Here is a 25,548-nt window from a genome sequence, read left to right as displayed (position 1 = left end):
TTACCGTTATCGTCAACACTGAACTGAAGGAGAGTCGTGTCCCGACGCTGTGACGTCACCGGCGCGAAGCCGAGTTTCGGCAACGCCGTGTCCCACTCCCATCGGCGCACCCGTCGCCGGTGGAACCCGAACCTGCAGAACCACCGTTACTGGCTGCCGTCGCAGCGGCGGTGGGTCAGCCTCACCCTGACGGCGAAGGTGTTGAAGACCGTGGACCGCAAGGGCATCGAGAAGGTCGTCGCCGAGCTGCGTAGCTGGGGGGTGAAGCTCTGATGGCCCGACCGCTTGACCCTGCGCAAGTACGACCCGATCGTGCGCCGCCACGTCGAGTTTCGCGAGGCACGCTGATGGCCAAGAAGAGCCTGGTCAACCGGCAGGCCCGCCGAGAGGAACTGGTCGCCCGGTACGCCTTCGCCCTGCGGCGGCTGGTACGGCAGACTTGGCCGAGATCTTGGGATGACGAGCCGGTAGCCGGCACCGGGCCTCGTCCACTCTTGCCCGGCGAGGCCATTGATTACTGCAGTCATGCGTTCGATCTGCCGTGGCTCGCCGAGAAGCCTCGGGACGAGGGAACCACCGCCGCCGCCGCTGGAGCGGCGACGCACACCACCGCGCAGACGGTCAGAACCACGGTCGCGCCAAACTGGTCGATTGCGGGTGCGATGAGCGCAAGACCGACCGGTGCGAGGCCGTAGGAGAGCAGGAAATCGAGTGAGGACACCCGGGCGAGTTTGGCGGGCTCGACCTCGCGCTGGGTGGCGGTGAACCAGGGAACGTTGAACAGCTCGATGCCGATGCCGGCGAGCACATACGCGGCGAAGATCACTACGGGGTGCACCGGCAGCAGCAGGCTCAGCGGCACGAGTCCGTAGAGCGCAAGCCCGGCCAGCGCGGACCAACCCTGGGCCCGGGGCCGCCATCTTGCAATGATCATGGCACCGACGAGGGCGCCGATCGTGTAGGTGGTCATCGCGGCCGCCAGCACGGCCTCGCTGCCGAAGCGGTCCCGGCTGACCAGTGGCAACACCACGAAGGTGGCCGAGTACCCGGTGGCGATCACCGCGGTCAACGCGGCCAGGCCGGCGACGAACCAGGGATGCCTACGGGCTTCACGCAATCCGTCGGCGAAGTCGGCCAGAATGTTCGGCCTGGTGGTCGAAGGTGGAGGCGAATCGTTCCCCGGGGGAGGAACCAACGCGGCCACCAACCACAGGGCACCGACGCCCCACAGCAGCACCGGCGTGGAGACGGCTACGGCCAGCAGCGCGGTGAGCGTCGGCGCCACCAGGGTGGTGACCCGGACCGCGAGAGTGATCGCGGCGTTCGCCTGTTGCCGCTGTGGCTCGGCGACCACCTCGGCGGTCAGTGCCTGGAAAGCTGGGCGGCACGCGCCCTGCCCGGCGCCCATCACGAACGCCGCGGCTGCGGGCACCAACAGCGATCGGTCCAAACTCATCGCCATGACGGGCGTGGCGAGGGCGGCCATCAGCCCGGACCAGAGCACCGTCTGCCTCCGGGAGTACCGGTCGGCCAGCACACCGGCGACCGGCATGGCGGCGAGGAAACCCACTGTGCGCGTGGCCAGGAGAACTCCGAGCCCGACGCCGGTCAGCGACCGGTCGAGGACTGCCAGACCGAGGATGAACGGCAGTGCCCACGTCGCCACGCCGGAGGCCATCGTGCCGGTCCAGAGCCGGACGAAGGACTTGCTTCGCAGCAGGGGGGTCGGCGCGGGAGGGGCCGCCACGGCGTTGTCAAGCATGGGTATCGTTCTCCAGTCACGGATGACGTCAACCCGCGATGGCCGTCGCGTCAGCCGTTCGCGGGGCGGTGGCAGCCAGGTAGGTGATGCGGAGAGTGCCCGCGGTGGGCTCCCGGTCGACCAGTACCTCCACGCCGTAGACCGATCTGATCAGTTCGGCGGTGAGCACTGCCTCGGGCGCGCCGGCGGCGAACACCTGCCCGTGGTCGAGGACGACGACGTGGTGGCAGTAGCGTGCAGCGAGATTGAGGTCGTGCAGGGCGACGACACAGGTGACCCTCAGCGATCCCAGCAGTTCGAGCAGTTCGAGCTGGTAGCGGATGTCGAGATGGTTGGTGGGTTCGTCGAGCAGGATCTCCCGCGGTTCCTGAGCGAGTGCACGGGCGAGTTGGGCGCGTTGTTTCTCGCCTCCCGACAGGGTGTGCCAGCTCTGGCGCTGCTTGTCGGTGATACCGACCCGTTCCAGTGCCGCATCGATGACCCGCTGATCGTGCTCGGTCAGTGCGTCGAAGCGGCCCCGGAACGGTGTGCGACCGAGCTCGACGACCTGCCGGACGCTGACGTGGTTGTGGGCGGTCACGTCCTGCTCGACGACGGCGAGCCGCCGGGCGAGCACCCGGCGGCTCAGGTCGCGCAGGCTGGTGTCGTCGTACTCGACGGTGCCGGTGTCGGGGCGGCGCAGTCCGGCGAGCAGGCGTAGCAGGGTCGACTTGCCCGAGCCGTTGGGCCCGAGCAGGCCGACGATTTTTCCGTCCTGGGCCGCCACCTCGATGTTGTCCAGCAGCCGGTGTCCCTTGACCGACCAGGAGAGCTCGCTGGCGTTGATGCGGCCCATCAGGACTCCAGACGCTTGAGGACCAGCGCGAAGGCCGGCGCACCGAGGAGCGCGGTGATGACGCCGGCGGGCAGTTCGTGCGGCGTGAACGCCGTCCGGGCGAACGTGTCCACCCAGATGAGCAGGATGGCGCCGACGACCGCCGACAGCGGAAGCAACGTGCGGTGCATCGGGCTGACCAGGATGCGGACAGCGTGCGGGACGAGCAGGCCGACGAAGCCGATCGCGCCGGAGGCGGCCACGGCGGCCGCCGTGATGAGAGAGGTCAGCACCATCAGCCAGATGCGGACCGCTGTGACGTTGACGCCCAGGGCTGTCGCAGAGTCCCAGCCGAAAGTGAAGGCGTCCAGGGAAGACGCGAAGAAAAGGATGGCCACTACCCCGGCCAGGATGATGACGGCGGTGAAATTCACTCCGTCCCACCTGGCGCCCGCAAGGGTACCGAGCAGCCAGTAGGTGAAGCCGCGGGTGGAGTTCGCATCCCCGCTGATCATGAGGATGAGCGAGGTGACAGCGGCGAAGAACTGGGCGACGAGCACACCGGTGAGCACCACGCGGGTGGGGCTGGCGACGCGTCCTCCACCGAGCAGGAGCAGCAGCAGGCCGAAGGCGAGCAGACCGCCGATGAAAGCTCCGGTTGACAGCGAGATGCCGCCACCGATCCCCAGGAGGATGACGGCAACTGCCCCGGTCGAGGCGCCGGAGGAGACCCCCAGCAGGTACGGGTCGGCTAGCGGGTTCCTGGTGATCGCCTGCAGGACCGCTCCCGAGACGGCCAGTGCTGCGCCGACGAGCGCGGACAGCAGCACGCGCGGGAAGCGTGACTCCCAGATCAGCGCGTCCAGCAATCTCGGCAGCGGCGGGTTCGGAGCGATCTCGCCCAGGCCGATGTGCCGCAGGATTGTGGAGACGACATCAAGAGCGCTGATGTTCGCACTGCCGAACAGGGACGCCGCGATGATCGACGCCAGCAGCCCGACCATGGCTAGGAGGATGATGGCCGCCACCGAGACGCGCCGCAGACGCGATGGCGCCGGCTTGGAGCCGGTGATCGGGTTCGAGGCGCGCCTGGCGGCTTTGTGCAGGTTCGTCGTCATGGTCGTCGGCCGCTCACCGGAACTTGTTCAGACCTTCGACCAGGGCGGGAACCATCTCCACACTGCCGTAGGAGGGGTCCATCTGGGCGCCGGGGATGGTGATGAAACGGTCGCCTGTCACCGCGCCGAGCTTGCTGGTGAGCGGGTCCTTCTTGAGCAGGGCGATCTTCTCCGCCGCGGTGTCGTTGGGCTCGCCCCTGGTCAGGTCGGCCAGGATGATGACGTCGGGGTTCCGGGCGGCGACCTCGTCCCAGCTCACCTCGGCCCACTTGGTCTTCGCGTCGTCGAAGATGTTCTGCACCCCGACGAGTTCGGAGACGTGCTGCGGCAGACCGCCGGGACCCGCAGCCCACGGCGTCCCGTCGTAGGTGGAGTAGAACCACAGCACCGTCAGCGGCTTGTCCTTGTTCTTCATAGCGCCCACCGCCTGGTCCACCAAGGCCTTCTGTTCGGCCGCCAGCTTCTCTCCGGCGTCCGGAACACTCATGATCTTGGCCAGGGCGTGGTACTCGTCGTACAACATGTCGAAGTCCGCGTCCGGCACGCTGACGTGGTAGCTGCAGTCGAACTCGGTGACGTAGGTTGCCACGCCCAGGTCGTGCAACTGCTTGCGATCGCCGGCCTGCTCTGCGGTGAGGAAGCTCCCGAAACCGCTGTAGACGAAGTCCGGCTGCGCTTCCAGCAGCTTCTCGTGCTTGACCGGCTCGCCGCGTGGACCCAGTTGCGGGATCTTCCCGTAGGGTTCGGCCATCTCGGCCGGTGGCTTGTAGATCTCGTAACCCGATCCGACGACCCGGTCGCCCACCCCGAGTTTGATGAGGATCTCGGCTGCCGTCTGGTTCAGCGTGACGACCCGTTGTGGCGCCGCTTCGAAGGTCACGTCGGTGCCGCAGTTCTTCATGGTCAGCGGGTAGGTCGTTCCACCCGGCGCCGTTGACACCGCCGGAGCGGTCGCGCCGGGGGGCTCGCCGCTCGAACACCCCGCGAGGACCAGCATCGTCGCAGCGGTCATGACTCTGATACCCGTTGTCGTTTTCATCGCTGGCAGGCTAGCAGCCCGCGCGGCGGCAGCGAAGGGGCGCGGGGGGCGATTCCATTCAGGATGATCACGGTGCCGCCCCGTGGGGTCGTCATGCGGAAAGCGACTAGCATCGATCGCCTATTGCACATGGTTATCAAGTCTAGTAGACATGGCGAGGTGACAACGTCGCAATCAGTAACTGAGCCGATGCTGACCGGAGTCCAACCCTTCACGCTCACCGCCCTTCGGCATCCCACGGTCTCCACGCTTCTGGACGGCCACCGAGCCCTGCTTGCCGAACTCCTGGACGGCCTGGGTTCACCGCTGCACGTCGTGCTGCCGGAGGTCTTCGAAGAGAACATCGCGGCGCTTCGGCAGGCGTTCGCCGAGACGGGCGCCGACATCGACATCCTGTTCGCCAAGAAGGCGAACAAGGCCGACTGCTTCGCCCGGTCGGCCGCCGCCGCCGGCATCGGAGTCGACGTCGCCAGCGCCGCCGAACTGGTCAAAGCCCTGGCCGGCGGAGTGCCCGGACACCGGATCGGCATCTCCGGCCCCGAGAAGGACGACACTCTGCACTCTCTCGGTGTCCAGCACGACTGTCTGGTCGCCGTCGACTCGGTCAGCGAACTCCGCCGGCTGGCCGCCACCGCGAGACTCGCGCATCGACAGGTCAGGGTGCTACTGCGGGCTCGGACCGGGAGCCAGCCGGGAAGTCGCTTCGGCATGGCCGCGGCCGAGCGTGACGCGGCGGTCGATCAGTGTCTGGAGCTCGTCGAGCACGTGAGCCTCTGTGGATTCTCGTTCCACCTCAACGGCTACTCGCCTGAGGAACGGGCGACAGCAGCGAACGAGATGATCGAATACTGCCTCGACGCCAAGCGACGCGGCGCACAGGCCGCCGACCTGGTCAACATCGGCGGCGGTCTACCCATGCGGTACGTCGATCCGCAGCTCTGGGACGAATTCCTCCAGCACAACGAGCCGGCCCACTACCACGGGACCAAGACCTCCAGGGGCCTGCACTTCTATCCGTACGGAGGACTGCCCACCACCCAGGCCGCACACATGATCATGAACCATCCCGTCGACGGCGACGAGAGCCTGTCGGCGAAGGCAGTCCGCACCGGCATCCGCTTCATCGTCGAGCCGGGCAGGTCGCTGCTGGATCAGGCCGGCTTCACCGTGTTCTGCGTGCAACAGGTCGAAGACCGGCGCGACACCGACGGGTACGCCATCGCCACCGTCGCGGGCAACAGCCTGAGCCTCTGCGAACAGTGGTTCAACACCGACTATCTGCCGGACCCCATCCTGCTCTCCGCCCAGTCCGTCGCCGAGGAGGAGTTCCCGGCCTGCGTCGCGGGCTCGACCTGTCTGGAGAACGACATGGTCACCTGGCGCAAGATCGGGTTCCCCCGACCGGTACGCCCCGGTGACCACCTCGTCTACCTCAACACCGCCGGCTACCACTCAGACTTCCTCGAATCCCGGTTCCACGACACCGCGCTGCCGTTGAAAGCGGTCCTCCGGCTCGGTGACGGATCACCGCGCTGGCGACTGGACGGGATCTGAGCAGTCTCGACACGAAGGAGAAACTCCCATGTCACAGAGCTACGCCGCCCCCGGACAGCTGTGGTTGTTGCCGCAGTCGGAGCAGGAAGGGTTGAACTTCGACTATCGGCAGGTGCTTGAGGTCGTCGAGGGCGCCTACCGCGCTCTGCGGGAGAGCGGGTCGAACAACCCGGTCAAGACGGTGATCGAGGACCCGGACGACCACTCGCTCAGCTACTCGATGGTGGCCCGGGACGGCGGCAGCGACACCGTGTGTTTCAAGGCCGTCTACGAGTTCGACCCGAGCCGCCGCCGCGATGACTACCGATTCCACTCGTTCATCTTCATCGCCGACGACACCACTGGGATGCCCATCGCACTGATGGACGTGGTGAAACTGGGGCCGTTGCGGTCGTCGGCCAGCAGCGCGTTGTTCGCCCGTGCGGCCTGCCCGGACGCCCGCACCGCCCTGGTCATCGGCACCGGCGTGCAGGGGCAGATGGCCCTGCCGATGCTGGTCGCGGCGCTTCCGAATCTGGAGCGGTTGCAGGTGAGCGGCACCTATGCCGACGGTCTACGGGCCGTTCAGAACAGTGTCGACGGTCGCGAGGTGGAGATCGTGGACGACCTCCAGAAAGCCGCTGGCGAAGCGGACATCCTGATCGGCGCCTCCGGTCTGTCCGTGACGAAGGTGGTCCAGCGCGACTGGGTCAAGCCCGGATCGATCTCCGTCCTGCTCGGCTACGGCGTCCACGACGTGTTCCACGGCGCCGACTACCGGATCGCCACCGACATCACGCAGATGCAGGTCACCTGCGGCAAACTGCGAGGCCCGGACGGGAGCCTGCCCCCGATCGACGGCGAACTGCCCGACATCCTGCTCGGCCGGACACCGGCCCGACGTGATCCCGGCGATGTGGTCTTCGCCTACAACAGCGGGATGGCGGTCACCGACGCCGCGCTGGGCCGGTACATCGCCGACCTCGCGCTGGCGGCCGGGCGTGGCCAGCGGGTCGATTTCTGGTGAGCGCGGTCGAGGCCGGTGCCGTCGCGGCGACGACCTCGGCATCCGTGGTGCGCCGGGTGGTGGCGGGCCTGCCCGCCTACGACCCCGGCGCCGACCCGGATGCGGTGGCCGCCCTCAGCGGCGCCGCCCGCGTGATCAAGCTGTCCAACAACGAAAGCCCGTTCGGCTCCTCCCCGGCGGTGGCCGAAGCGGTACGCGGACGTTTGGCCAGCGGCGTCTCCCGCTATCCCGACCCCACGGGAAGACGGTTGGCGGAGGCTGTCGGGGAGCGCCTGGCGGTACCTGCCGAGCGCGTCGTCCTCGGCAACGGTTCGGAGAACATCCTGGAGTTGCTGTGCCAGGCGGTACTCGATCCGGGCGACCTCGTGACCACTCAGGCACCGGGCTTCAGCCTGCACGAGATCTTTCCCCGCATGGTGGGCGCCCGGGTCGAGAAAGTCCCGGTCACCGAGGAGTTCGGGTTCGACCCGTCCGCCTGGCGTGACGCGCTGGCCGCGGGCCCGAAACTGGTCTTCCTCGCCAATCCCTGCAATCCGACCGGCGCGATGCTCAACGTCGGCGAGTTGGCGCACCTCGTGGCCGAGACCCCGGAGTCGGCTCTGCTGGTGCTCGACGAGGCGTACTGCGAGTTCGCCCGGCCCGACCCGGGCTATCCCGACGGGCTGGCGCTGCTGCGCGAGCAGCACCGGCCGTGGATCGTCCTGCGCACCTTCTCCAAGGCGTACGGCCTGGCGGGTGTCCGGGTGGGATACGGCGTCGCTTCCGACACCGCCCTGGTCCAGGCACTGGACCGGGTTCGCGCACCCTACAACGTCAACCAGCTGGCTCAGGACGCGGCCATCGCCGCGCTGGGTGACCACGCGCACCTGGCGGAGACCGTCCGCCGGACCGGCCTCGAGATCGCTCGGGTCACGGACGGGTTGCGCGAGGCGGGCTTCCGCGTAGCACCGTCGTCGGCCAACTTCGTGTTCATCGACACGGGCTGCCGCTCGGACTGGGTGGCACAGGAGTTGCACCGCGTCGGGATCGTCGTCAAGGCCTGGCGTGAGCCGGGGTACGAGAACTTTATCCGAGCCTCATTGTCGCTTCCCGAGGACAACGACGTCTTTGTGCGTTGTCTGATGCGAATCTGTGCGAAGGGTGAGCAATGATCAGGGACAAGGTATCCGATCTGATCGGGCGGACGCCGCTGCTCAGACTGTCGGTGCCGGGTGGGGCGGGAACCGTCCTGCTCAAGATGGAGCAGTACAACCCCACCGGTACCGCCAAGATCCGGATGGCCAGAAATATGGTGGACGAGGCCGAGGAGCAGGGGCTGCTCGGCCCCGGCGGGTGGCTGGTCGAGGCCACCTCCGGCAACACCGGGATCGGCCTCGCGCTCATCGCCGCTGAACGCGGCTACAAGTTCACCGCCGTGGTGGACAACCATTCCAGTGTCGACAAGCTGCGCGGGATGCTCGCCTACGGCGCCGAGCTGCTGAACGTCGGTGGAGACGACAACGGACTGGCCACCGCCGAGCGGTACGCCACGGCTCGGCGGCTCGCGGCCGAGCAAGGCGCGTATTGCACCTCGCAGGACAGTAATCCGGGAAACCCGAACGGATACCGGCCGCTCGCCCGCGAACTGTACGACGATCTGGGCGAGGACATTCACTACCTGTATGGGGCTGTCGGCACCGGGGGGTCGCTCTGCGGCACCGGTCGTGTCCTGCGGGAACGCATCCCGGAACTGCGGATCGTCGGTGTCGAGCCGGTGGGCTCCGTGAATTTCGGCGGGGAGGAGGCTCCGTACCACCAGTCAGGCACCGGGACGCCGGTGGTGTCGGAGATCTGTGACACCCTCGACTACCGCATGATCGACGAGGGGATCAAGGTCAGCGACTCGGAGGCCTTCGAGACCTGCCGTTACCTGGCCCGGAATTTCGGCATCCTCGTGGGCGGCTCGGCGGGAGGCGTGGTCTACAAGGCGCTGGAGCGTGCGCAGAGCGTAGGACCGGAGACCACCATCGTCGCACTGGTTTGCGACGGTGGTGAGAAGTACCTCGACACTGTCTTCAACGACGAGTGGATGGCGGCCAACGGCTTGTTTGACGCGCGGGTCGTCGACCGGCTCGCATCGATGCTGCGTCGCGCCCCGGCCGAACGAGCCGGACAGACACCCGAGCAGGTGCACTAACCAAAAGGGTGGCTTGTCGTCCGAAGAGATAACGGTTCCCGTTATCGTAAGCGACGGTAGGGGCTGGCTCACGATGGCCGGTTTCCTGCGGTCGGTGATCTCGTCAGTGTGGAGGTGTCGGCGTGTGGTCGACCGTGAAGTTGTTCCTTGGCCTGCGTCCGCGGTCATGGGTGGAGATCGCCGGCCTGGTCGGGCTGATGTTGCTGGTGACGGCGACCTATGTCGGCCAAGGCCTGATGATCGCGGACCTACTGTCCACGGTCTTCTCGTCGGCCGACATCGCCGGCCTGGCGACGCCGCTGGTGGTGATCGGCGTGCTGCAGGTGCTGCGGATCGCGCTGATCGTGGTGCGGGACTCGTGGGCGCCGCGGGTGTCGGCCCGGGTCAAGGAGGCGGTGCGTGAAGGACTGACCCTGAAGTTGATGGAGATCGGTCCCGGGCAGGCGCAGCGGATGCGTACCGGTGACCTGCAGTCGACGCTCGTGGACTCCGTGGAGTTGCTCGATCCGCTGCTGAGTCGGTTCGTCCCGACGGTGCTGGCGTCGGTGCTGGGCTCCTGTCTCGCTGCGACGTACGTGATAGCGGTGGACCCGGTAGTGGGTCTGGTCGTGCTGGCGTGTGCGCTGCTTGCCCCGTTGTCCAAGCTGGCCGGAGAGAAGTCGATCAGGGAACGTGGCAGCCGCTGGACGGTCTCCTACCGAAGCATGTACTCGGAGAGTCTGGACGCTGTTCAGGGGATGGCGACACTGAAGGCATTCAATGCCAGCGGCCGGCGTGGTCGAGAGTTGATCGAACGCGGGGAGGCGTTCTGCCGTGACTCCATCGGGCTGATGGTGGCCTGGTGCGGCACGTCCAGTATCGGCGCGTTGATGGTCCCGATCGGCACCACGGCCGCGGTGGGCCTGGGCGCCTGGCACGCTGCCACCGGCTCGGTGAGCGTCGCGGGCTTGTTCACGATTCTGATGCTCACCCGCGAGACGTTCCGGCCCATGACCGAACTGGAGGCGGCCTACCACTCGGCCTACTACGCCATCCCAGCCGGCCGCGCGGTCGCCGACGTGCTGAATCTGGAACCGGTGGTGAAAGACACGGCAACCACGGCACCGGAACTGCCCTGCGATCCTCCGGGCCTGGAGTTCCGCGATCTCCGATTCTGTTACCCGACCCGGCGGGCGCCGGCACTGGACGGGTTCAACCTGGTCATAACGCCGGGCGAACGGGTGGCCATCGTGGGACGCTCGGGAGCGGGTAAGAGCACCATCATCGGGTTGCTCATGCGCTACTTCGACACCGACGCAGGATCCATCCGCATCAATGATCGCGACATCCGTGAGCTACCCCTGCGTAACCTGCGATCGATGATCGGCGTGGTCTCACAGGACACCTACCTGTTCCACGGCACCGTTCGCGACAACCTGCTCCTGGCCAGACCCGACGCCACCGACGAGGAGATCCGACGTGCGGTGACCGCTGCCCAGGCCGCCGACTTCATCACCCGCCTGCCCCGGGGCCTCGACACCGTCGTCGGCGAACGCGGCCTGAAACTGTCCGGCGGCGAGCGGCAGCGCATCGCGATCGCGCGTGCGCTTCTCAAGGACGCTCCCGTGCTCGTGCTCGACGAGCCGACATCGAGTATCGACGCCGCCAATGAAGCGGAGATCACCCAGGCTCTCGGTGACCTGACCCTCGGTCGGACGACGATCATCATCGCGCACCGGCTGTCCACCGTGCGCGGCGCCGACCGGATCGTGGTGATGGAGTCCGGCAGGGTGGTCGAATTCGGCAGCCACCCCGACCTGGTGGCACGCAAGGGCCTTTACGCCGAACTCGTCGCTACCCAGGCTGGTGCGCTCGCATGACCTTGACAGTCCACACTCATTCCCACGACCACGACCACGACACGGGAGACGGGCACGGCCGGTCGCTGGTCACCAGGCTGAGGAGCCTGATGCCCCTCCTGGGCGAGCACCGCCGGCTCATCGTGGTGGCCTATCTGGCCGGCGCGCTGCACCAACTGCTCCTGCTCGCCTCATCCGGCATCGGCGCCTACGTGGTGGCACGAGCCGCCACGGGAGCCCCGCTGGACCAGCTCACCGGCTGGCTGATCGCACTCGGCGCCCTCATCGTGCCGCTGGTCGTCCTGAGCATCGCCGACAGCACCTACGCACACATCGCTGCCTTCCGCGCGCTGGCCGACACCCGGGCGAAGGTGTACACCGCCTTCGAACGGCTCTCGCCCGGCTACATGCTCGAACGGCGTTCCGGCGACCTCGGCTCCGCCGCGGTCGCAGACGTCGAACAGATCGAGCTGTTCTTCGCCCACACTCTCAGTCCGCTCGCGGTAGCGTCGACCGTGCCCGTGGCGACCACCGTCGCACTCGGCTGGTTCCACTGGTCGCTGGCCTGCGTCCTGGTTCCGGTGCTGGTACTTCTCGCCTCAGTACCGGCATGGTTGCGGCGTCAGGCCGAACGACACGGACACGAGCTACGCGACTCGCTCAGCCAGATCAGTGCCGACAACACCGACACCTTTCAGGGACTCCGTGAACTGGTGAACTTCGGCGCACACTCCCAGCGACTCGGGCTGCTGCGCAAACAGAGCGTCCGGCTGGCCGAAGCGAAGTCCGCGCACGGACGCCGCAGCGGCATCGAGTACGCCGCCACAGACACCATCGCACTGCTGGGAATACTCGTGGTGCTGACCCTCGGCGCGTGGCTCGTCGTCGCGGGCGAACTCGACCGCGCTCTCTTCCCGGTCGCCGTCGTGCTCGCGGCGATGGCGATGCTGCCCGTGCTGAAGGTGACCGAGGTCGCGCGTGAGCTGTCCGTGGTGGCCTCGTCAGCGGACCGCATCAACACGTTGCTCGACGCACCCGCCCCTGTCTCGGACCTGGTCAACCAACCGCCCGAGGGCCCGATCGTGCCGCATGTGCGCTTCGACGCTGTCACCTTCGCCTACCGCAGCGACCTGACCCCCGCAGTACGAGATGTCAGTTTCGAGATCCGCCCCGGCGATACGGTCGCCCTGGTGGGGCACTCCGGCGCAGGGAAGTCGACCTGCGCCAACCTGCTGCTGAGGTTCTGGGACGTCACCGCTGGATCTATCTCGGTGGGCGGACACGACGTTCGCGACTTCCCGCAGGAGGACCTTCGCCGCCTCATGACGCTGGTTCCGCAGGACACGTTCCTGTTCAACACCAGTCTGCGAGAGAACATCCGTCTCGGCCGCGCTGACGCCTCCGACGAGGAGGTCGAGGCCGCCGCGCGGGCCGCCCAGGCCCACGAGTTCATCACGACACTGCCAGACGGCTACGACACCATCGCGGGCGAACTCGGCGCGCTCATGTCCGGCGGTCAACGGCAACGGATCGCGATCGCCCGGGCCCTGCTCAAGAACGCCCCGATCCTGGTCATGGACGAGGCGGTGTCAAACCTTGACGCCGCGAGCGAACAGGCGGTCAACCAGGCGATGAACGAAGCCCGGCACGGCAGGACCACATTGATCATCGCGCATCGGCTCTCCACCATCAGGACGGCCGACCGGATCGTCATGCTGTCCGGCGGACGAATGATCGAGACCGGAACCCATGAGGAACTCGTGGCCGCCGGTGGCGCGTACGTCGACCTGCTCGCCTCGCAACTCGAAGGGTGAGCCCTCTTCGACGTGACCGGGGCCCGCCGATTCGGCGCAGACCGATTCATCGCCCGAAGCTCTCGCGACGTAAGGATCCATCATGCCCAAGATCCTGATCCTCGGTAGCGGACGTGACCTGGACCGCGAGCACATGCTCGCATCAGTGGCCGCCGAGCACGACGTGGTGCTCGCCCAGGAGTCTCCGGCGACGTGGGAGATCCGCTACGCCGACTCGGTACACCGGATCGCCGCCGACGACCTGACGTCCGTGCTGCTACTGGCTCGGAAAGAGTCCGTGGAGGCGGTGCTGACCTGGGAGGAGGACTGGATCGAGACCGCCGCGGCCACCACCAGCGCGCTGCGGCTACCCGGTCATCCCGTGCCGTCGGCCCGCGCCTGCCGGGACAAGCACCGGCTGCGCCAGGCATGGGCCGCCGCGGGGGTGCCGTCGGCTCAGTCGGTCCTGGTCACCGACGAGGTTCAGGCCCTCCGCGCCGCCGCCGAGCTGGGGTACCCGGTCGTGGTCAAGCCGCGTTCGGGGACCGGCGGCACCGGGGTGCGGCTGGTTCGCAGCCCGGCGGATCTGGCCCGCGCCTATGCCGGGGCGGCCGGCGCCGACGGCGCTCTGGTGCAGGAGTACCTGGACGGGCCGCAGATCAGCGTCGAGTCAGTGGTGGTACGCAGCGGCCGGTTGTACGTGGTCGCGGCCGGAAGCCGGCACGCCGGACCAGGGCCGGGACTCGCGACAGCCAGCCGGCTGATCTCAGTTCCTCAGCAGGCCGAGCACCTGGCCTCGGTACGCCGTGCCGTCGATGCCGCCCACGCCGCGCTCGGGCTGTGCGAGGGCGTCACCCACACCGAGGTACGGTTGACCGCCGACGGACCCCGGTTGATCGGGCTCAACGCCCGGCTCGGTGGTGACCTGATCTCCCGGCTGGTGCCCTTGGCCACCGGCGTCGACCTGGTCGCGGCGGCGGTCGACACGGCGCTCGGGAGACAACCGCGGCTGCGGCACACCCGGCGGCATACCGCCGGAATCATCTTCCGTCACGGTGACACCGTCGAAGACACCGTACCCACGAGCCGACCCGCGCAGCTTCCCGACGGTGTCGAGTCGCTGTGGACGGCACCGGAGGCTCCGGCGGCCCGATTCGGCGGCCGAATCGGGCATGCCATTGTGGTGGCCGAGGACTACACCACCTGCCAGGTCCAGTTGGAAAAGGCGTACGCGGCGCTGCTTCCGGACTTCGGGTCGGCGATTGCGGTCCTTCCCGGCAGCGAGCCGTCGGCCAGCATCTCGGACGGAACCCTGGTCACCTGAGCGAAGGCGGGGTGCTGCGGCCCTCCAGCCGTAGGTGAAGGTCCACCGGGATCACCGGCGGAGGCAGGGCGTACCTTCGTGTTTCTGCTCCGGCCGCGAGTGGCCGACGCGAGTCCTGCGTTCGGCGGCACTGAGTGGTTCGCCGGTGACGGAGCCCGGTGCGGCGTCGTCGCGGGCCGAGTCCAGGCGACACCTCACACGTTCATGAGTAGCAGCATGGTTCCCATGCCGGCGGCCATGACGGAGTAGCTGAGCGAGTGCAGCCGGTGGCGGGACGCCGTCATGGTGCGGTACAGCCACCACAGGGCGGTGGCGGCGGTGAGTGCCACGAAGGCGATGTTGATGGTGTCGGCCCAGGTCGGTGTCGGCATGGGTAGCCCGCTGGAGGCGCTGCCGCCGTGGGAGTGTCCGGAGCCTGCGCCGCCGGTGCCGATCTCGGACATGAGTGTGGGCATGGCCGCGAGCATCCAGATCATCGCCGCGTCCATCGCGGCGTGGCTGAGCAGATCGGCGCGGTCCGATGTGTGTCGGGTTCGTCGGTAGGCGGGCAGTAGCGCGAGGGCGAGGATCGCGAAGACCGCGATCTGTGCCCAGGCGACCGCGCCCTCCACCATCACCCAGACCATGAGGATCATCGCCGCGCTCATCACGGTGTGGTTGATGTCGATCAGTTCCGCGTCGGAGAAGGGCTGGTCACGGGAGACCGCCCGGCGGCGTGCGACGAGGTCGGCGACGCAGACGATACCGGTGAGTAGAAATACGATCGTCAATACGGGAACCCATGGGGCCTCAAGCACGACTACAACTTAGACCATGTGACCCGGGTGACCGGCGACAGTTGAAAGGCCCACTTGGATGACCGTCTCAGAGACCGAAGCGCCGCCTCCCGCGGAGACGCCGGCGCCCGCCGCGCGAGTCCGTCGGACGAACTGGTTCGCCGCGTTCTGGCGTTGGCACTTCTACGGGTCGCTCATCGTCATTCCGGTGCTTTTCGCGCTTTCCGTCACCGGCATGATCTACATGTTCCGCGACGACGTGGACTCCCTCACGCATCCTGGGGTGCTGAAGGTTTCCGTGGTCGAGGGCGCCCAGCGGGTCGCGTTGTCCGCCCAGGAGGCGGCCGTGCGCGCCGAGTTCCCGGATCGTGCGGTCCTGTCCGTGCAGGACGGCATCGGCGACCGGGCCACCCTGTTCGTCGCCGCCCAGGCGGACGGCAGCACCTCGAACGTCTACGTGAACCCCTACACCGCCGAGGTCACCGGCGTGCTCAGCCAGGACCAGCTCGTCTCCACCTGGGCGGAGCGTATCCACGGTGACCTGCTCATCGGCGATGGTGGCGTCGGGGACCGGATCGTCGAGCTCGGGGCCTCCTGGGGGATCGTGTTGACGATCACCGGGTTCATCATCTTCTTCCTCGGCCGGAAGGCCCGCAGCGGCGCCCAGGCCAAGGGCAGACGCGGTGCCCGGGTCCGTGGTTGGCATGCCATCGTCGGGCTCCCCGTGGGCCTCGGCGTCCTGCTGCTCGTCGTCTCCGGCCTGCCGTGGACCGGTTTCTGGGGCGCCAAGGCGTCGGAGCTGGCCGCGCACGGCAACATGTCGTTGTGGGGTGAGGATCCCGGTGCCGAGTCCACCATCCGGCAGCAGATCGAGAACAGCGACGGTCAGTCGGCGCCTGCCGGTTGGGCCTCGGGTAATGCCCCGCAGGGCACCAGCACCGGCGCCGGCACACCGATCTCGATCGACAGGGCCGTCGCCACGGCGCAGGCACAGGGCGCTCCCGGGCCGTACCTGATCATGTATCCCGAGGGCGAAAAAGGCGTGTTCAGCGTGATGAGCAGCCAGTGGTACAACGTCGGCAACCCCGCCGAGTCCGACGTCACCCAGGAGACGACGGTCCACGTCGACCAGTACAGCGGCGAGAAGGTCGGCCAGTACAGCTACGCCGACTACAGCGCCATGGCCAAGGTCGTGTCCCACGGGATCGCCCTGCACGAGGGGCGGCGTCTCGGCGTGGCCAACGAGATCCTGTCCACGCTGTTCTGCCTCGCCGTGATCTTCATGTGCGTCACCGGGCCGATGATGTGGTGGACCCGCCGCGGCACCGCCTCCGGGCTGGCCGCACCCCGCGCGAAACTTCCGATCTGGGGCAACTGGCTCCTACTCGCCGCGATGGCCGTCCTCGGCGTGTTCCTGCCCCTGTTCGGCCTGTCGCTGCTGGTGATCCTCGCCCTGGACCAACTCCTGATCCGCCGGATGCCGGCCCTCAGGAGCTTCTTCGGCACGGCGTAAACCTCGGCGACGGTCCAGGCGTGAACCGTCGCACCGACCGAGGAGGGATTTCGGTCGTGCGGCGGCCCAGGAGATCGCCGCCCTGGCGATGCCGCGTGATCGGTGCGGACCTGCCGGTGTCCATTCCTGCCGGTTCCACGCTCACTGGTGCAGGTGTGCGCGCTGCCCCTCGCGGTCGAAGATCATGATCAGCTCGGCCGGCCGGTCGAGCGCCGTCATCGAGTGTGGCGTCATCGTGGAGAATTCGGCTGCTTCACCCTTTGCCACCTCGATCTGCCGCTCGCCGAGCCACAGCAGCACCCTGCCTTCGAGCACCAAAAGCCAGTCATAGCCCGGATGGACCCGCTGGGCCGGCATCGTCGCCTCGGGCTCCAACCGAACCTTCATCGCCATGGTGCGCCCATCGACGCGGCTCAGCGGCCACGTCGTGCGCGAACCCGAGCGGTGCTGCACGGGACGGATCACCACGTCCTCGTCGCTGGTCGCCTCGAAGAGCACGTCGAGGCTGACCTGTAGCGCGGCGGCCAGGGGGACGAGCACGTCGAGGCTCAGCGTCCGTTTTCCCGTCTCGACCCGGCTGATCGTCGGCGGGTTGACGCGCCGTGACCAGCGGCCGTCAGCCATCCGTCGGGCGAGGCGTCCGGCGCCCGTGCAGAGGGTGATGTCGACAGTGACCTGCATTTGTATGAAGACGGCGCCGAGCAGAGCCAGTTGTGCGGTGGCGGTGACGCGAGGGCTGCCGTGGAGAGTCCGAGCATCTCAGGACTCCTCGGTGCCGTCGAGCAGGGCACGGCGCAGGGTCAGTCGGTGTTCGCGGCGGATCTGCGCCTCGCGGTAGCGGCGCCGGTCGCCGTCGGTCTGAGGTAGCAGTGGCGGCACCGGCCGGGGTTGGCCGTTGTCGTCGACGGCGACCATGACGAGGTGGGCGGTGGCCACGTCGGTCGGTGGTACGGCTCGGTCCCATCGGTCGGCGGTGACCTTGACGGTGACCTCCATGGAACTGCGTCCGGCCCAGGTGATGCGGGCGTCGACGTGCACGACGTCGCCGACGCGGACCGCGCGAAGGAAGGCGGTCTCGTCGATGGCAGCGGTGACGGCCGGGCCGTCGGAGTGCCGGGCGGCGACCACTCCGGCGACCGAGTCGATGAGGTTGAGGATTCGGCCGCCGTGGACCGTACCCATCAGGTTGGTGTGGTGCTGGTCCATGATCTGCGACAGGGTCAGGTGGGAGGCCGACGGTGGTCGGCCGGCGAGTGAGGTCGTGTTGTGCACGGGTTTCCGTCCTCGGGCGGCATGCCGGCAACCGGTGGGGCGCGCACGTCGAGGAACACGCCGTCGTGGCGCGTCACCCGCCCGACCCGCCCTCGAGGTCGACGGCAGCGCACACACCTTGTGTACGCAGCGCGGGCAGGTCTTCGGACTCGTGGGCGGGACCGAAATCGGCCGGTCTTCTACTGGCCGTCGCTTCCCAGGCCGGGTGGCCCAGTGCGTGGTGACGGCGGTCGTTCCCACTCACCGCTGCGGGGCAGTCCCGGACTTTCACCGGGTTCCCTCTTTCGACGCCCCACCAGGAACGGTCGGGCGAACCAGCGCCGTCGGCCACCCTATCCTGACCCAGGCCGACGACAGTCCAGCCGGGTACCTGCGGCGAGCTGCCCCATCACTCCGACGCCGAGCGTCGGCCCGTGGCCGCGATCGCCACGAACCTCGCCGCCACGACCCACCGTGTGCGATCGGTAGCGGATTGACAGTGGCTTTGGGAGCAGACGAGACTGGCGCGACAGCTGAACAACCGCGTGTGTGCGGTCCGCCTGAGCCGGCACCGCCTGCTCGCCCTGTTTTGCGGTGTGCTCGCCGCCCTCACTCTGACCACACCCGCGATCGCCGCGCCCCCGCAGTTCGGCGTCGTCCGATCCGATGCGGCTGCGGGCTGGTTGGCCCGACAGCTTGTCGACGGGGAACGCTTCGAGGCCGTCTTCGACGGGGTCGCGTACCCGGACCAGGGGTTGACCCTGGACGCGGTCTTCGCGTTCGCCGCCGGCGGTGTCGCCGACGACTTCGGCGCGCAAGCCCTGGCCTGGGCCACCCGGCCGGACGTGCGTGACGGGTACATCGGTGACGGCACCACCGAGGCGTACGCGGGCGCGACCGCCAAGCTCGCTCTCGCCGTCGCGGTCCATGGCGGTGACCCGACCGACGTCGGCGGTGTCGGCCTCATCGCCCGGCTGGATTTGCTCCAGGCGCCCCCGGCGGCCGGTTTACCGACCGGTCGGCGTGGGGTGATTTCAGCAACGCGTTCAGTCAGTCCTCCGCGATTCCCGCGCTGGACCGTACCGCGCAAGGTGTGCCGGCGGCCGCTGCCGGATGGCTAGCGGGTACCCGGTGCCCCGACGGCGGCTGGTCGGTGTCGCCGGCATCGTGAGGTGCCGGCGACACCTGCCAGAACGCGACGGCCGGCGGCCCGGCGACTGCCACGCCGCGCACGGCGCCCAGGCCGGCGACATCGTTACCGTTCGCTACCTGCCCCTGGAACAGGCCCGCGCCGAGGGTGCCTCGGCCCGGTTCGGCGAGACCTACGACGCGACCGTGCGGGTCGTCGAGATCGGCGGCGAGTGGTCCCGCGAGCTGTGCGGCGGTACCCACGTCGACCACTCCGCGCAGATCGGCTCCCTCGCACTCACCGGCGAGTCGTCGGTCGGTGGCGGACAACGCCGTATCGAGGCCGTCACCGGAATCGAGGCATTCCGGTAACTTGCCTGCGAACGCGACCTCACCGCTGCCGGATGACGCCCGTCCGGCGATTCCTGTTGCCGTCCCGTCGCCGAGGAACTGACAGAGCGAATCGCCTCGCGTGGGGTCAGGCGCGCCAGACGGTGCCGCGTCGTTCGTACTCCAGCACCTGTTCGACCTGGACCGCGAGCGCCGCGCCGAGTTGGCGCTCGACCAGCCAGAGCGCGAGGTCCAGACCGGAGGTGACGCCACCGGCGGTGACCAGATCGCCATCGTCGACCACGCGGGCGTCGGTGACGATGCCGCCCTGGGCCCGCAGATCGTCGGCCGCCCGGTGGTGCGTGATGCAGGGTCGCCCGGCGGTGAGTCCGGCCGCCGACAGGAGCATGGTGCCGGTGCAGATGCCGGCGATGGTCAGGCCGCGACGACGCGCGGCGCGGATGGCTGCGGGCAGGACGCCACGCTGGATCTCGTACGCCACGCCTGGGGTGTCCGCCCGCCGGTAGCCGCCGCCGGGCACCACGAGGAGGTTTGCCTCCCGGGGTGACCAGCGGCCGGTCGCCTCGACCCGGGTGCCGTGGGTGGCGGTCACCGGGCTGGTGGCGTCCACGGTGACGAGGGTGGTGGTGATGTCACCGCCGAGCCCGCGGGCCATGCCGAATACTTCGACCGGCCCGGCGAAGTCCATTTCCTCCACCCCGGGGTACATCAGGATGTGCACCCGCACGGGCCGCTTCGGTGGACTGGCGGTGGCCGCCGAGGCGCCTGCGACCGCGCCGACGGCGGTGGCTGTGGCTCCGGTCGCGATCGTGGCGCGCAGGACGCTTCGACGGTCCATGACGGTGCCCCTCTGCTTGGTGGATGACCTCTACTCAATCAGTCGGCTACCCCTGTCATTCGGTTCCGTCGATGTGTTTGGTTGTTTGACGCCGGCCGGACAAGGTCCGCGATGAGGTTGCGCGGTGGCACGTCAACGTCACCCTGTCGCCAGGCCACGTGCCCGTCAGGTCGGACGAGGAGGCCACCCGGGGGGACGCCGCAGATGTCGAGGTACTGCCGCAGGCGTTCCCGGGACAGCAGTCTGGTCAGCGGACGGGTCGCCACCGGGATGTGATGCTGCCGGGCCTTCTCCACCATCGGCTGGAACGCGGCGGCCGTCTCGTCGGCGACGAGCAGGGTGAATCCGTCGTCGGCCAGGAGGTCGAGCGTGGAGCGGGACGGGTCGTCGTCCAGCCAGGCGTGCGGAAGGCGGTGTCCGGGCCGACCGGTCGGCTGGTGGTCGGTGACCGGATCACCGGGCGGTACCGGAGTGCCGTCGGGGACCACAGCGGCGGAGGCGTAGTGGTAGCCGAGGACGAGTCCGTCGCTGGGACGGGCACGTGGCGGTGCCCCCGCCCGGTGGGCGGCGAGGGCGTCGGTCAGCCGCAGATGACTCTCGTGGGCGGTGGCCAGCGCCACCGGTCGCCGTTCGTCGTGGTAGGTGTCGAGCAACGCGGAGGAGGCCCAGCCGTGGTGTACGGCGGCGAGTTTCCAGGCGAGGTTGTCGGTGTCACCAATGCCGCAGTTCAGGCCGAACCCACCGTACGGGTGGTGAGGTGGGCGGCGTCGCCGGCCAGTAACACCACGCCGAGGCGGAACCGGTCCGCTACCTGGGCGGCGGCGTGCCACACCTGCCGCGCGACGAGCCTGACCGGCAGCCCGGGCAGCTCGGAAGCACTGCGGATCATCGCCACGCACCTGCTGTCGTCGATCTGGTCCAGGCCTGGGCCGTCTCGATCGGCGACCATGTTGAACAGCCAGCGCCGTTCGTTGTCGACGGCGAGGAACGTCCCGTGTAGGTCGGGACGGCTGATCGTGTACACGGCACTGAGCCGGTCGGCGACGTGGGCGCCGAGGTCGGCGTCGAAGAGAATGTTCAGGTTGTGGGAGACCTCGGGGCATCATGCCCCTGAGCGCGCAGACCTGCGGCAACCGCTGGCGACAGGTTGTTGTCGATCAGGAATTTCATGCCGCGTGGTGTAGCGGCAGCTCCCGCTCCCGGACAGCCTCGGCGGCGAAGCGCAGCGCTTCCCAGACGTCTTCAACGGTCAGGTCTGGCAGATCTGACACGATCTCGTCTGCGCTCATGCCGTCCGCGATCATTGCCACGACCGTAGCGACCGGGATGCGTAACCCACGGATGCACGGTGCACCGCCCATCTGGGCCGGGTCGACGGTGATCCGTTCGAAGTTCATGACGGCATGGTAACCCGTCGTGACCCAGCCCGACCCCGGGCTAATACTCCAGCCGGGGATGTTGACCTCGGCTGAGCTGCGGGCCAGTACCGATGCGGAGACGAAGGCAGCCACCGTCGATCATGGACGGTTGTGTGGACTGACCATGACGCAGCGGTGGCTGCCGGATACAGGGTAGACGCCCAACGGTGGCGGGTGTTGTTCGACGACCTGATGTTGACGGTCGGGCAGCGTTTCCGCAGGCCGGAGCCGCGTCGGCGAGTGCGGGACTTCGTGCGGGGTCTGTTGGCGCCGCTGCCGCGGAAGAACTGCTGGACGATCGCCGAGCATGCCGGAGACGCGAACCCGGACGGGATGCAGGACCTGCTGACCCGGGTGACGTGGGACGACGGCGCGGTTCGTGCCGATGTCCGCGCGTTCGTCGGCGAGCATCTCGGTGACGACGAGGCGGTGCTGGTCATCGACGAGACGGGTGATCTGAAGAAAGGTCGGCGCACCGTCGGCGTGGTGAGGTGGGGCGTTGACGAGGTGCCTGCCGGGGCAGGTCCTTTTCCAACGCCCTCCTCCCGAACCGGACGGGCCCGTTTCCGAGCATCCGGCTCTCCGGTGACTACTGCGTGAGTGCGGCGCTGTTCCCGGAGTGGATCTGGTGGTGGCAGTCGGCGCAGACGATGAGCGTCTTGCGTCGGCGCTTGACCATGATCTTCGTCCAGGTGTTCTTGCGTGACTGCCCGGCCTGGTTGAGGTCGGCGAGTTTGCGGACGTGGTGGACCTGGACGTCCACCGTGCCGTCGCAGACCTCGCACCTGCCTGCGAGGAGCCGGTTGATCAACTCCTTGCGGGTGACGGCCGGGACAGGACTGCGGTCGATGGGGACCGCGGTCTTCTGCCGTTTGAGTGGTATGCCGCCGAACCGGGCGACCAGTGGTGCCCTGCCCTCACGCTCGACGCGGGCCTCGAAACACCGCCGTTTGCCGTGCTGGGTGTCGATGGACGCCCGGTATTTCCGGGTCATCTTCGACACCGCTGAGCGGTGCTTGAGGGCCAGCGTCTTGAGCATGGAGGTCTCCATGACCCAGCGCAGCCGGCTCAGTCGCCAGACATCTCCGGCGGGCAGGTAGTACTGGACGATGCCTCGGTACTCGGCTCCGTAGGTCGCGATGATGGTGTGGTCATCGTGGTTGACCAGCAGGGTCCGATGCGCGGGTTCGCCGCGCTGCAAGTACCTGGCGCACTTGGCCTTGATCACCGTCTTCGGCACGCGTAACCCGATCGTGCCGTTGACCGTCCGGTTTCCACGATGGTGCATGTGGTCGCCGTGCTGGACGGTGATCTCGTAGCCGAGGAATCTCGCCGCGCCTGTGCGGGCGTGCGTGATCAGCGTTTTGTCCTCGGACAGTTCCAGCTTGAGATCGTCGCGCAGGAACTGAGCGAGACGCCGTTTGATGTCCTCGGCTTCGGCTCGTGGTCCGACGAACCCGAGCAGGGTGTCATCGGCGTAGCGCACGTAGCGCAGCCGCCGGTAGCCGGGATCGTTCGGGTCCCGGCTGGGCAGACTGTGCAACTGCTGGCGCAGTTTCCGGGCCGTGGTGCGGTCACCACGGACACGGGCACGTGCGGCCGCGTCTTGCACCCGGCAGTACGCACGGTTCTTCGCCCTGCGTTCGCCTCGGGTGTACTCGGGGATGAGAACATTCTCGACGAACGTGTCCAACCGGTGCAGGTAGATGTTCGACAGGATCGGGGAAACGACCCCACCCTGCGGAGCCCCGCTGAGCGTGGCGTTCCAGACCCAGTCCTCCAGGTATCCGGCTGTGAGCATGTTGCGCACCAGCCGCAGAAACCGGTTGTCGTGGATGCACTCCGCCAGCGTCGACAGCATGACCTCGTGGTCCAGCGTGCCGAAGCAGTCGGAGATGTCACCCTCGATGAACCAGGCCGTCGCCGTCCAGGTGGTCGCCACCTCGCGTAGCGCGGTGTGGCAGCCCCGGCCGGGACGGAACCCGTGGGACCGGGTGGAAAACCGTGGCTCGTAGTACGCCTCCAACAGCAGGCGCATCACCTCGCCGACGAGTTTGTCCGACCAGGTGGGCAGGCCAAGCGGTCGCCGTTTCCCGTTCTTCTTCGGGATCCACGCCCGCTTCACCGGACTGAACCGGTAGCGCTCCTGACGCATCGCGTCGATGATGCGACCGATCTTGCCCAGCGACATGCCGTCCACGGTCTCCGCGCTGGCCCCCGGTGTCATCGCGCCCTGGTTGGCGTAGATGCGTCCGTAGGCCAGCAGATACAACTGCGGATTGAACAACTGCCGATACAACTCATCCAACGGCAGGCCACGCCTACCGCGTTCACGCAGGACACCCAGCACCGTTTCGGCGCTCTGCATTTCGCATACCTCCCGATTCCTGTGGTGTCCGATCACCTGCGCTCCTTCGCCCTGCAGACGGCTTTCCCGTCCTCCTCGGCCGGACGCGACCCCGGCGACTACTACGAGCGCTCCGTCGCCGTAGGGCTCGCGCCCCGTAGGCGATCCCGCGTTCGTCTCTGTTGCACGTGACAGCACGACGTAGGCGACCCACTCATCTCCTTGAATGCCCTCGCTGGGCATCGCCCTGCGCCCCGGAGGTTGCCCCGACCACGCTGTAAAGCCGGAGCAGGACGCGGCGCCGGTTCCAGGCGTCATTTCCGGCGGATGGTACTTTTCATCGTCTGGAGATTGGGTTTCAAGCAATCCAGCCTTCGCCATATCGCGCGGGTCCCACGACGCATCACGTCAGACGCCTGACCATGACCGCCGGTTTCCTGGCATGCTCTTGTCCCCATCGCCTTTCAGCTCCGGGTAAGCCATCAGACCCAAGAACCTCCCTCCAAGTTCCTCCCAGCTGAGCTGGGAATACAACAGAGCGCCTCGCGGCGCACCAGCGGCAGTACTCGGGCACGGCCGGGAAAATCGAGAATTGTCAGCTCGCCGTGCACCTCGTCTACGCCACCGAGGGTGGTCACGCGATGCTCGACGCGGCCCTCTACCTGCCCAAGTCGTGGTGCGACGACCCCGAACGCCGGGCTGAGGCCGGCGTTCCCGAACGGGTGCGGTTCGCCACGAAGCCGCAGCTGGCGTCCCGGATGATCGACGAGGCGGTCGCCGCCGAGCTGCCGTGTCGGTGGGTGGCCGGCGACGAGGCCTACGGCAACGACCCTCGCCTGGCCGCCCGACTGCGTCACCTCAGACTCGGTTACGTCCTGGCCGTGGCCTGCTCGCATCAGGTCACCACCGGCTCGGGCGTCTACCGCGTCGACGCGCTCGCCGCCGGTCTTCCCGCCACCGCCTGGCAGCGAAGGTCCGCCGGTCGAGGCGCAAAAGGCTATCGCTATTACGACTGGTCCTTCACCGCCCTGCCGCAGTCCATCGACGCCCACGGCGGGCACCACTGGCTACTGATCCGCCGCAACCGCCGCACCGGTGAACTGGCCTTCTACCGCTGCTGGTCACCCGAGGTCGTCCCGCTACGCACCCTCGTCCTGGTGGCCGGGCGCCGCTGGAAGATCGAAGAGTCGTTCCAAGCCGCGAAGACCGGCCTCGGCCTGGACCAGCACCAACACCGCCTCTGGACCTCCTGGCACCGCTGGACCACCCTGACGATCCTCGCCCACGCGTTCCTGGCCACCGCGACCGCCGGCCACCGCCACCAGCCGACCGGGCTGATCCCGATGACCGTCAACGAGCTACGCCACCTGTTCAACATCCTGATCATCGAACCCACCCGACGCCACACCGACCCGCTGCTCTGGTCGATCCGCCGACGGCGCCACCAAGCGCGAGCCATGACCAGCCACTACGCCCGACAAGCCCTCATCGAGCCGTGATCA

At 68.0% G+C, this 25,548-nt stretch carries 23 protein-coding genes, 3 pseudogenes and 1 riboswitch; of the genes and pseudogenes, 14 read left to right on the top strand and 12 right to left on the bottom strand.

Annotated elements, in window-relative coordinates:
• Window positions 1-36 precede the first annotated feature (36 nt).
• Both rpmB and rpmG read left to right on the top strand, forming a co-directional pair.
• Window positions 37-273, top strand: a complete 237-nt coding sequence (gene rpmB / locus O7601_RS00735) for a 50S ribosomal protein L28 (RefSeq protein ID WP_281564387.1) — start codon at window positions 37-39, stop codon at window positions 271-273.
• Between the two features lie 3 nt (window positions 274-276).
• Window positions 277-348 (top strand): annotated as a pseudogene (rpmG, locus tag O7601_RS00730) (50S ribosomal protein L33); the annotation flags it as partial.
• A gap of 175 nt (window positions 349-523) precedes the next feature.
• On the opposite strand, the gene O7601_RS00725 reads toward rpmG, so the two are convergent.
• The 4 genes from O7601_RS00725 to O7601_RS00710 form a co-directional block, all read right to left on the bottom strand.
• Window positions 524-1,762, bottom strand: coding sequence for an MFS transporter (locus O7601_RS00725; protein ID WP_281564386.1), 1,239 nt, complete (start codon window positions 1,760-1,762; stop codon window positions 524-526).
• A 28-nt stretch (window positions 1,763-1,790) separates the two neighbouring features.
• On the bottom strand, window positions 1,791-2,597 hold the full coding sequence (locus tag O7601_RS00720) for an ABC transporter ATP-binding protein (protein WP_281564385.1): 807 nt from the start codon (window positions 2,595-2,597) through the stop codon (window positions 1,791-1,793).
• Complete coding sequence (locus O7601_RS00715) at window positions 2,597-3,580, bottom strand: iron chelate uptake ABC transporter family permease subunit (RefSeq protein ID WP_281564384.1); 984 nt, start codon at window positions 3,578-3,580, stop codon at window positions 2,597-2,599. Before O7601_RS00715 ends, O7601_RS00720 begins: the two co-directional genes overlap by 1 nt.
• A 127-nt stretch (window positions 3,581-3,707) precedes the next feature.
• Window positions 3,708-4,595, bottom strand: coding sequence for an ABC transporter substrate-binding protein (locus tag O7601_RS00710; protein WP_281564383.1), 888 nt, complete (start codon window positions 4,593-4,595; stop codon window positions 3,708-3,710).
• 327 nt (window positions 4,596-4,922) lie between these two features.
• Here O7601_RS00710 and O7601_RS00705 point away from each other — a divergent pair, with 327 nt between their 5' ends.
• The 7 genes from O7601_RS00705 (at window position 4,923) to O7601_RS00675 (ending at window position 14,424) form a co-directional block, all read left to right on the top strand.
• Entirely contained in the window at window positions 4,923-6,287 is a 1,365-nt protein-coding gene (locus tag O7601_RS00705) for an alanine racemase (RefSeq protein ID WP_281564382.1), read from the top strand.
• Between the two features lie 28 nt (window positions 6,288-6,315).
• The gene (locus O7601_RS00700; RefSeq protein WP_281564381.1) at window positions 6,316-7,293 is read left to right on the top strand and encodes a hypothetical protein; all 978 of its coding nucleotides are present in this window, start codon (window positions 6,316-6,318) and stop codon (window positions 7,291-7,293) included.
• On the top strand, window positions 7,290-8,444 hold the full coding sequence (gene hisC / locus O7601_RS00695) for a histidinol-phosphate transaminase (RefSeq protein WP_281564380.1): 1,155 nt from the start codon (window positions 7,290-7,292) through the stop codon (window positions 8,442-8,444). The genes O7601_RS00700 and hisC overlap by 4 nt, the downstream gene beginning before the upstream one ends.
• On the top strand, window positions 8,441-9,469 hold the full coding sequence (locus O7601_RS00690; RefSeq protein WP_281564379.1) for a cysteine synthase family protein: 1,029 nt from the start codon (window positions 8,441-8,443) through the stop codon (window positions 9,467-9,469). Before hisC ends, O7601_RS00690 begins: the two co-directional genes overlap by 4 nt.
• A 122-nt stretch (window positions 9,470-9,591) precedes the next feature.
• Window positions 9,592-11,328: an ABC transporter ATP-binding protein gene (locus O7601_RS00685; RefSeq protein ID WP_281564378.1), complete on the top strand. Its 1,737-nt coding sequence runs from the start codon at window positions 9,592-9,594 to the stop codon at window positions 11,326-11,328.
• 89 nt (window positions 11,329-11,417) lie between these two features.
• On the top strand, window positions 11,418-13,121 hold the full coding sequence (locus O7601_RS00680; protein WP_281564377.1) for an ABC transporter ATP-binding protein: 1,704 nt from the start codon (window positions 11,418-11,420) through the stop codon (window positions 13,119-13,121).
• A gap of 82 nt (window positions 13,122-13,203) precedes the next feature.
• Window positions 13,204-14,424 carry an ATP-grasp domain-containing protein gene (locus O7601_RS00675; RefSeq protein ID WP_281564376.1) on the top strand — a complete coding sequence of 407 codons (1,221 nt, stop codon included), beginning with the start codon at window positions 13,204-13,206 and terminating at the stop codon, window positions 14,422-14,424.
• A 194-nt stretch (window positions 14,425-14,618) separates the two neighbouring features.
• On the opposite strand, the gene O7601_RS00670 is transcribed toward O7601_RS00675, so the two are convergent.
• Complete coding sequence (locus O7601_RS00670) at window positions 14,619-15,194, bottom strand: DUF5134 domain-containing protein (RefSeq protein WP_281564375.1); 576 nt, start codon at window positions 15,192-15,194, stop codon at window positions 14,619-14,621.
• Between the two features lie 85 nt (window positions 15,195-15,279).
• Here O7601_RS00670 and O7601_RS00665 point away from each other — a divergent pair, with 85 nt between their 5' ends.
• Window positions 15,280-16,713, top strand: a complete 1,434-nt coding sequence (locus O7601_RS00665; RefSeq protein WP_281564374.1) for a PepSY domain-containing protein — start codon at window positions 15,280-15,282, stop codon at window positions 16,711-16,713.
• A gap of 141 nt (window positions 16,714-16,854) precedes the next feature.
• Here the strand turns inward: O7601_RS00665 and O7601_RS00660 are convergent, their stop codons facing one another.
• Both O7601_RS00660 and O7601_RS00655 read right to left on the bottom strand, forming a co-directional pair.
• The gene (locus O7601_RS00660; RefSeq protein WP_281564373.1) at window positions 16,855-17,337 is read right to left on the bottom strand and encodes an XRE family transcriptional regulator; all 483 of its coding nucleotides are present in this window, start codon (window positions 17,335-17,337) and stop codon (window positions 16,855-16,857) included.
• 135 nt (window positions 17,338-17,472) lie between these two features.
• A complete protein-coding gene (locus O7601_RS00655) occupies window positions 17,473-17,985 on the bottom strand; it encodes an acyl-CoA thioesterase (protein WP_281564372.1) in 513 nt (170 codons plus the stop codon).
• A 116-nt stretch (window positions 17,986-18,101) separates the two neighbouring features.
• Window positions 18,102-18,319: riboswitch (cobalamin riboswitch) on the bottom strand.
• Window positions 18,320-18,509: 190 nt separating this feature from the next.
• Here O7601_RS00655 and O7601_RS00650 point away from each other — a divergent pair.
• Entirely contained in the window at window positions 18,510-19,085 is a 576-nt protein-coding gene (locus tag O7601_RS00650) for a hypothetical protein (protein ID WP_281564371.1), read from the top strand.
• A 10-nt stretch (window positions 19,086-19,095) separates the two neighbouring features.
• A complete protein-coding gene (locus O7601_RS00645; RefSeq protein WP_281564370.1) occupies window positions 19,096-19,464 on the top strand; it encodes a hypothetical protein in 369 nt (122 codons plus the stop codon).
• A gap of 106 nt (window positions 19,465-19,570) precedes the next feature.
• Here the strand turns inward: O7601_RS00645 and O7601_RS00640 are convergent, their stop codons facing one another.
• The 4 genes from O7601_RS00640 to O7601_RS00625 form a co-directional block, all read right to left on the bottom strand.
• Window positions 19,571-20,281 carry a DJ-1/PfpI family protein gene (locus tag O7601_RS00640; protein WP_281564369.1) on the bottom strand — a complete coding sequence of 237 codons (711 nt, stop codon included), beginning with the start codon at window positions 20,279-20,281 and terminating at the stop codon, window positions 19,571-19,573.
• Window positions 20,282-20,319: 38 nt separating this feature from the next.
• Window positions 20,320-20,934 carry a hypothetical protein gene (locus tag O7601_RS00635; RefSeq protein WP_281564368.1) on the bottom strand — a complete coding sequence of 205 codons (615 nt, stop codon included), beginning with the start codon at window positions 20,932-20,934 and terminating at the stop codon, window positions 20,320-20,322.
• Window positions 20,935-21,008: 74 nt separating this feature from the next.
• A complete protein-coding gene (locus O7601_RS00630) occupies window positions 21,009-21,305 on the bottom strand; it encodes an FAD-dependent monooxygenase (protein WP_281564367.1) in 297 nt (98 codons plus the stop codon).
• A 142-nt stretch (window positions 21,306-21,447) separates the two neighbouring features.
• Window positions 21,448-21,678 (bottom strand): DUF433 domain-containing protein, encoded by a 231-nt coding sequence (locus O7601_RS00625; RefSeq protein WP_281564366.1) that lies wholly within the window; start codon window positions 21,676-21,678, stop codon window positions 21,448-21,450.
• Between the two features lie 213 nt (window positions 21,679-21,891).
• On the opposite strand from O7601_RS00625, the pseudogene O7601_RS00620 reads away from it, so the two are divergent.
• A pseudogene (locus tag O7601_RS00620) lies at window positions 21,892-22,191 on the top strand (transposase); the annotation flags it as partial.
• A gap of 97 nt (window positions 22,192-22,288) precedes the next feature.
• On the opposite strand, the gene O7601_RS00615 reads toward O7601_RS00620, so the two are convergent.
• Window positions 22,289-24,067, bottom strand: coding sequence for a reverse transcriptase/maturase family protein (locus O7601_RS00615; protein ID WP_281564365.1), 1,779 nt, complete (start codon window positions 24,065-24,067; stop codon window positions 22,289-22,291).
• A 533-nt stretch (window positions 24,068-24,600) separates the two neighbouring features.
• On the opposite strand from O7601_RS00615, the pseudogene O7601_RS00610 reads away from it, so the two are divergent.
• Window positions 24,601-25,545 (top strand): annotated as a pseudogene (locus tag O7601_RS00610) (IS701 family transposase); the annotation flags it as partial.
• Window positions 25,546-25,548 lie beyond the last annotated feature (3 nt).

This window comes from Verrucosispora sp. WMMD573, from assembly GCF_027497175.1.
In the GTDB taxonomy this organism is placed as follows: Bacteria; Actinomycetota; Actinomycetes; order Mycobacteriales; family Micromonosporaceae; genus Micromonospora.
Note: the sequence above shows the minus strand (reverse complement) of the source record. Positions and strands in the feature narration are given on the sequence as shown.